Source organism: Micromonospora endophytica (genome assembly GCF_003236305.1).
Taxonomy (GTDB): domain Bacteria; phylum Actinomycetota; class Actinomycetes; order Mycobacteriales; family Micromonosporaceae; genus Micromonospora; species Micromonospora endophytica.
In genome coordinates, this window is record NZ_POTX01000004.1 from 59,481 (window position 1) to 66,955 (window position 7,475).

General features: G+C 68.5%; 4 protein-coding genes. 2 read left to right on the top strand and 2 right to left on the bottom strand.

Annotated features, from left to right (window positions below):
- Positions 1–187: 187 nt before the first annotated feature.
- Positions 188–1,819, top strand: a complete 1,632-nt coding sequence (locus C1I93_RS01525) for a hypothetical protein (RefSeq protein ID WP_146603400.1) — start codon at positions 188–190, stop codon at positions 1,817–1,819.
- A gap of 74 nt (positions 1,820–1,893) precedes the next feature.
- Here the strand turns inward: C1I93_RS01525 and C1I93_RS31310 are convergent, their stop codons facing one another.
- Entirely contained in the window at positions 1,894–4,638 is a 2,745-nt protein-coding gene (locus tag C1I93_RS31310; RefSeq protein ID WP_181444962.1) for a hypothetical protein, read from the bottom strand.
- Between the two features lie 522 nt (positions 4,639–5,160).
- Here C1I93_RS31310 and C1I93_RS01535 point away from each other — a divergent pair.
- Positions 5,161–6,492: a CE1 family esterase gene (locus tag C1I93_RS01535; protein WP_258378246.1), complete on the top strand. Its 1,332-nt coding sequence runs from the start codon at positions 5,161–5,163 to the stop codon at positions 6,490–6,492.
- 141 nt (positions 6,493–6,633) lie between these two features.
- Here C1I93_RS01535 and C1I93_RS01540 read toward each other — a convergent pair whose 3' ends face one another.
- Positions 6,634–7,452 carry a type IV toxin-antitoxin system AbiEi family antitoxin gene (locus C1I93_RS01540; protein WP_111241373.1) on the bottom strand — a complete coding sequence of 273 codons (819 nt, stop codon included), beginning with the start codon at positions 7,450–7,452 and terminating at the stop codon, positions 6,634–6,636.
- Positions 7,453–7,475: the final 23 nt, after the last annotated feature.

Sequence of the window (7,475 nt, forward strand, 5' to 3'; positions counted from 1 at the left end):
TGCGCATCCTGTCCCCCGGTACCCCGATCCGAGTGATGATCACTCGTGAGCACCTGAGGATGACAGAAGTCCGCAGGTCTGAGCAACGAGGCAAACGGGTCAGCGCTCCGGCCATCCGTCACCTACGATCACTCTTCCCGCCGTTGTCGTACGCCGGGGATCACCCTCCACTCCTGGGGATGTGGAATTGTCTTCTCTCGCTGACCGGGCCGGGTTCGGTCTCGGCTCGTCGTTCCGTTCCCGTCGCGGTCTGGTCACCAGGATCGTCGCGGCGGCTCTCGTGCCGGCCATCGTGCTCGGCGGGGGCGTTGCGGCGGTCGCCGCGAGCAACACGCTCGCCCTCACCACGCTGGACCGCAGCGGCAAGAAGGTCACCGTCACCGCCCTGGCGGTCAACCTCAGCACCCACTCCAGCTACACGGTGAAGTCCAACAAGCCCAAGAAACTGCCCAAGGGCAGCTACGCGGTGTTCGCCAACATCGGGGACAAATCATCGACGACGCTCGGCGTGCGGACGGTCAAGGTCTCCGGCACCAGTAAGACCACAGTGGACGCGCGCAAGGGCAAAAAGGTCACGGTGGGCCTCAGCCCGGCACCCGCCGAAGCGGGGCTCTACACGCAGACCGAGGTGGAGATCTGCCTCAAGGCCATGCCGCTCAGCTACAACGTCCAGGGTTCGGACTTCTACGGCGACCTGTACGTAATACCGAACTCGTCGAAGAAGTACACCTTTGCCGCGACGCGTGCCTGGACCGACCGCCTGTTGAACCCCGGGCCGACCCAGTACGCGGTGATGTACACGACCGCCGGCGTGCCGAGCAAGCCGTCGCGGACCATCAAGCAGTCCTCGCTCGCCACCATCAACGTGACCGCCCGGCGTGGCCCGTCCGCGGGCCGCGACAGCAGCTTCGTCGCACAGCCGGCCGACCGTTCGTGCGGCAACGGGTTCTACCAGCAGTTGGTGAGCGCCGACCAGCCGTACCGGACAAAGGTCAAGGTGACGGCCGGTAAGTGGGACTTCCAGGCGGACAGCTCCGGCACCGCCAAGGACGGCTCGTCGTACGGCCTCGGCGGCCTTACCGCGACGCGCAAGGTGGTCGCGGGCAAGTCGTACGGCCTGAACTTCTACCGCTCCGCCTGGGGCCCGTCGGCGAGGTTGCCGGTGGTGCTCAACGGCCGGATCTCATATTTGCTGGAAGAGATGTTCGCCGACCCCGGCTTTCCCATGAAAAACGCTGAGGGGGGCGACAAGGCGACCGCGACGCTGAGCTTCGGCGGCAAGATCGTGAAGACGGTCAAGGACAAGGGCTGGGAGCCGTACGGAAAGGAGCTTGAGTACCGGGTGAAGAAGGCTGGTTGGTACAAGTTGACCAACGACGCCAGCCGCTACTACCCGGAGATCACCTTCCCGGCCGGGATGCTGTCGACGAAGGCCAGCGTCACGTACCGGTTCAAGGCGAAACCGAACACCTATGCGACGGTGCCGGTCTACGCGATCACCATGCTGCCCACCGGTCTGAGCCTGCACAACCGGGCGAAGCCGGCTAGCACCACCAACGTGCAGCTCAAGCTGAGCCGCACCAAGTGGGAAGCGGACTCCACGCTGGGCAAGAACCCGAAGATCAAGTCGGTGGGTGCCAAGGCGTCGTTCGACGGTGGGAAGACCTGGCGGTCGGTGAAGGTCAAGAAGGTGAGCGGGGTGTGGACCGCGCAGGTGCCGAACCCGGCCTCGGGTGCGGTGTCGCTGCGGGCCCGGGTCACCGACACCACCGGCGGCTACACCGACGTGACGATCTACCGGGCGTACGCGATCGGCTGACCGGGAACGGGTACTGAAAACGGTGCCCCGGGCGTGACATGGTCACACCCGGGGCACCGTTTCGTGCCGGCGGGTCAGCGGCGGACCGTTACCGCCGTGCTGGTGGCCCGACCGTCGGCGTACCCGGTCTTCCTGGCGATCACCGTCACGGTGATCTTCTTGTTGCGCATCGAGGATTTGAGCTTGAGCGTACGGGCGGTGGCGCCCTTGATCAGCTTGCCGTTCAGGCGCCACTCGTACCGGTACGAGTCGACCTTCGGTGACCAGGTCCCGACGTCGGCCTTCACGGTCCGCCCGACCTTGGCCGTACCGACGATCTTCGGCTTCTTGGTCGCCTTCGGTGCCTTGCCCTTGGCAACCGCCTCAGTGGCGGCCGAGGTGGCCTTCGTGGCGGTGTGGCCGGCACGGCTGGCGGTCACCGTGACGGTGAGCCGCTTGCCGAGCAGCGACGCGGGAACCTGGTAGGTCGCCTTGGTCGCGCCCTTGATCGCACTGCCGTTCGCCAACCACTGGTAGGTGTAGGCCGTCGCGGTGGGTGCCCACTCGCCGGGGCTCGCCTTGGCGGTGCCGCCGACTGCCACGGTGCCGCCGATGGTGGGCTTCTTCACCGAGCGCAGCGCCGGAGCCGCGGTGATGGTGACGGCACCGGCGCGCACCAAGGGGTCGCGCGCACCGTACGGGTGCAGGGTCAGCGTGGCCGGCCCGGTCGCTGCCGACGCGAGGTTCACCTCGGCGGTCATCGTCTCACCGTCCGTCGACACCGTCTTCACGTTGGCGGTCAGTGCCGCTCCGCCGGCCGGGGTCAATCGGAGCACGTCGCGTCGGTGCAGCCCGGTGCCACTGATGGTGATCGTCGAGACGCCACCGGCCGGCACGGTGGCCGGGGACACCGAGGCGATGGTGGCGACGGCGGCTTCGACGCCGAAGCCGTGCCACGTGATCGCGGATCGGGTGCCGGCGGCCGTCACGCTCCGCACCGCCAGGAGTTGTTGACCTTCCTCGCCCGGCGTCCAGGTCAGGGTCGCGGTTCCGGTCGGCCCGGCTTCGATCCGCAGGTACGGTCCGTGGTTGAAGGAGTATTCGTACCCGGTGGTGCCGGCCAGCCGCGGCGCGAAGGTGAAGGTGCCCTCCGCGAGTCGGCCGCTGCCGTTCATCGGGAAGTCGGTCGAAGTGACCCGGGGGCCGTCGAGCACCGTCCAGGAGGTGCCACCCGACTCCGTCGCTATTCCCGCAGCGTTGCGGGCGACCACCGAGACGTAGTGGTAGCCGCCCTTGGCCGGAGTGAACTGGAAGGTGGCGCTGCCGTCTGCGTTCGCCTTCACGATTTTTTCGGTGGCCGGATCGCCATTCAGGGCCACCAGGTAATCGACCGGGTTCTCCATCCTGGTGCGGGCCGTGAAGGTGGCGGAGGTGGCCACGTCGGTGCCGCCGGTGCGGGTCACCCTGGGGGCCGCCATGTCGACCGAGAAGGCGTACAAGCGCGGCTCCGAGAGCGTGCCGTTGGCGCTGCGACTCTGGAAGTACAGCGCTTCGACACCGCCGGCGGTGGCCGTCCAGGTCGCCGTTGCGGTGCCGTCCGGCCGGGCCGCGACGGTGACCTTCTCGATCGGCCGTTCCTCTGGCCACCGGTACTGCACCCAGTAGAGGTACGCCTCGACCTCAGGTACGCGCGGCGCGAGCTGGAAGGTGTACGACGACCCGATCACCACCTCGCGGTCCGTGTCACCGGTGAGCAGCGGGCCGTTGTCGACGAAAAACTTGTAGGCGCGGGCGGGGTGCGCCGTACCGCCGCTGGTGATGCTGTGCACGTAGAGGGTCTGCTGGCCGGCGCGGGTCGGGGCGATCATTGCGGTGGCCTTGCCGTCGGCATCCGCTGGTACGGTGCCGGACGGCCCGCCGCCATCGATCCGCCAGCCGAACGAGGCGGTGTCGGGAACGCTGCTTCGCAGCTCGAATGCGCCGGGCACGCCGACGTTGTAGTCCAGGTTCCGACCCCAATCCGGGTACGCCGCCGAGAAGATCGAAGGCCGGGTCTCCCGGACGACGAAGTCGTGGACGGCCCGCTCGGACCAGTTGCCAGCGCGGTCGATCGCGTAGACGACGAGCGAGTGCAAACCGGCCACCTGCGGGGTCCACCGGATCGAGGCCGAGCCGCCGAGGCCATCGGCCGCCACGTCGGAGTACTCGTTCGAGCCCTCCAGTTCGCTGGCGTCCATGCGGTACCGATAGCTGACCGTGTCCTCGGAGGCTGAGGTCAGCCGAAAGACCCCGGGTACGCCGATGGCGCCACCGGGATTGTCCCACCAGCCAGGGGCATACTCGGTGGAGGCGACGCCCGGTGCCGGGCCGCCGCTGCGGTCGACGGTGAAGTAGCAGGTGACGCTCCACGGCCCGGCCTCCGCGCCGTCGAGCACCCGTACCCGCCAGGCGTACGTGACGCCGTCGAGCTGCCGCGATTCGTCCTCAAGCTGGACGTAGACCTCGTTGGCCTGGTTGCCCACGATGCGGAGCCACTGCTGCCGGTTCTCCGGGTCGGTGATGTCCCATACCTGGAAGTCGGCCTGCAGGTTGGTGCCGGCACCGGTGCGATCGAAGGTGCCCTTGAGCACGACGGCCCGCGCGTCGTTGAGCCTTCCTGGGCTCAGGTATGGCCCCGGTGCCGCGGTGACACAGGGCTGGTCGGCGTTCTGGAGTCCGGTCGGTGCGGTCACCGCGGCAGTGGCTGGTGCGGCAATGCCGACCACCGCTGCTGCGGCGGCCAGTGCGGATGCGGTGACGAGAGTCAGAAAGCGTTGAATGCCCCAATGTGTAGGCAACAAGTCCCCCATTATGGACGGGCGTCATGGTGGACGCCAGGCAGAATGATCGCACACCATCGAGGAATCGTGGACTAACTTTGATCTTCCCCGCCGTAGTCGTCCGCCGGGGATCACCCTGTACCGGGGCGGCCGGCAGGCCGAGGCGCTTGAGGCGTGCCGCGAAGCGCGGGGCCCGTCCGGGGCTGCGCACAGGAATTGACGTATTGCGATGTTATCGCTAACACGTTACCTTTTCGGGTAGGAGCGGAGGGCACGCTCCAGCGCCCGTGGCGCTCTGCGCATCCGGTGTGGTCGGTCGCGCAGGGCCGCTGCCGAGGGGCATTCCGGGCAGCCCGCTTGGGCGTTTCGTTGCCGGCGGCAGCCGGTGGCTCCGTACGCGGGAAGTGCCTGGCGCGAAACCCGCGCAATTCCACCACCACCAATGGCGGCGCTGCGCGCCGTCTGCGCGTCGTTGCGACGCGGAAGGAGACCGTCATGCTTTTGCGATCGTCTGCCCCTGGGTCTCCGCCCGGGGAAAGTCGGATGAGGTTGCGACACAGATCCATGTTCGGGTCGGCCGCGCTCGCCGCCCTGCTCGTGTTGGGATTGGGTGGTACGGCACTGGCCGGACGCTCGGGCGCGGCGGCGTCTGCGCAGGCCGACAGCGTTGCCGCCGCCGAGGTGGGCGCGCTGGCTGCGTCGGCTGGTTGTGGTCGGGCGCCGGGGTTGGCCAGTGGTACGCGCACCATTTCCAGTGGTGGGCAGTCGCGGAGTTACATCCTGCGGATTCCGGCGAACTACAACCAGAACAATCCGTACCGGTTGGTGCTCGGGTTCCACTGGTGGGGTGGTACGGCGGTGGATGTGGACACCGGTCAGACGGTGCAGCGGGACGTGTGGTCGTACTACGGTTTGCAGCGGCTCGCGAACAACAGCACGATCTTCGTGGCCCCGCAGGGCATCGGCAACGGGTGGGCCAACTCCGGCGGCTCGGATGTGACATTCGTCGACGCGATCCTGGCACAGATCGAGGCGAATCTCTGTGTGGAGACGACCCAGCGGTTCGCTGTCGGGTTCAGCTACGGCGGTGCGATGAGTTACGCCCTGGCGTGTGCGCGGGCGAACGTCTTCCGGGCAGTGGCGGTCTACGGTGCGCCTCGGGAGTTGAGTGGGTGCAGCGGCGGCACGCAGCCGATCGCGTACTTCGGTGCCCACGGCATCGGCGACAACATCGCCTCCGGCCGGGCTCTGCGGGACCGATTCGTCCGCAACAACGGTTGTACCGCGCAGAACCCGCCCGAGCCGCCGGGGGGCAGCCTGAGCCACCGCACCACCACCTACTCCGGCTGCCGGGCCGGATATCCGGTGGTCTGGGCAGCCTTCGACGGCGGCCACATCGCCGCACCCCAGGACGGTGCGCCCGGTGACAGCGGCTCCCGCACCTGGCTGCCCGGGGAGACCTGGAACTTCTTCACCCAGTTCGGTGGCGGCACCACCCCGCCGCCGAACCCGACCACGCCGCCGCCGAACCCGACCACCCCGCCGCCGGGCGGCACCAGCGCCTGCCGGGTCGCGGTAACGGTCAACGCCTGGAACAACGGCCTGACCGAGGACATCACCGTCACCAACACCGGCAGCAGCGCGATCAACGGTTGGTCGCTGGTGTTCACCCTGCCTGGCGGGCAGACCATCACCGGTGGCTGGAACGCCAGCTACTCGCCGACCTCGGGGCAGGTCACCGCGCGCAACGTCTCGTACAACGGGTCCATCGCCCCGGGCGCGTCGGTCGGCATCGGCTTCCAGGCCACCCACACCGGCAACTCCGGCAGACCGTCGTCGTTCTCCCTCAACGGTTCCACCTGCACCATCGCCTGATCCCCCCGGGGGTGGCGTCGGCCGTCCACGTCGACGCCACCCCCGGCGGCAGGCCCGCCGAACGCCGCGCCCTGCCTGACGAGCAGCAGCGGATCTTGGACGATTTCGGCCCTCAGAGGGGCCGTTCCGCAACAAGATTGATCAGGCGAGAGCGGCTTGGATGGTGGCGACGATGTGGGCGGGGCGACGATAGAGGTCCCGGTCGGTGAAGTAACGCATCCGCCAGCCCTGTGCGTCGAGCCAGTTGACGCGTTCCCGGTCATACCGGAGGCTCTCGCGATCGAGGTGAGAGATCCCGTCGTACTCGATGCCGACCCTGCGTTCGCGGTAACCAAGGTCAAGACGGTAGCGGGCAAGCCCGTACGGGTCGTGCACCCACAGTTGCGGCTCGGGCGGAGGTAGCCGCCCGTCCAGCAGCACCAACCGTAGTTGGCTCTCCTGGCGGCATTCCGCCCGGTCGTCCGCCAACGGCACCAGCTCGCGCGCCTGCCGTACCCCGCGCAGCGCGCGATGGGCGGAGACCTCGGCCAGGAGGTCGTCCGGCGTCACCGCGCCGCAGCTGAGGGCAGCGTCCAGCACGGGAAGCGCGTCGAGGCGTCGTACCGTTCGGGCCAGGTCGACCGCGCAGCGTGCCGCCGGCACGCACGGCAACCCCTGGACCAGCACCGACTGCACTGGCAGCACGCAGTGGTGGACGACCAGCCCCGGCAGCCGGGGCTTCGGCACGGTGCTCGGCACCTGGACGTGCACCACGTCGTCGCGTAGCACACCGAAACCGTGCCGGCGGGCCGCCGTCTGCCGGGCGAGCATGGCCCCTTCCGGCAGGCACAGCAGCAAAGCTCGTAGCTCGTCCTCGTCGTCGACGCGCTGATCGGCGTAGACACCCCGGCGCACCCGGTGCAGCTCCGCCCGGTCGAGCCGGGTCCGCAGCCGCCGGGCACTGAGCTGTCCCTTATACACATCTCCGAGCCCCCGAGACTAGC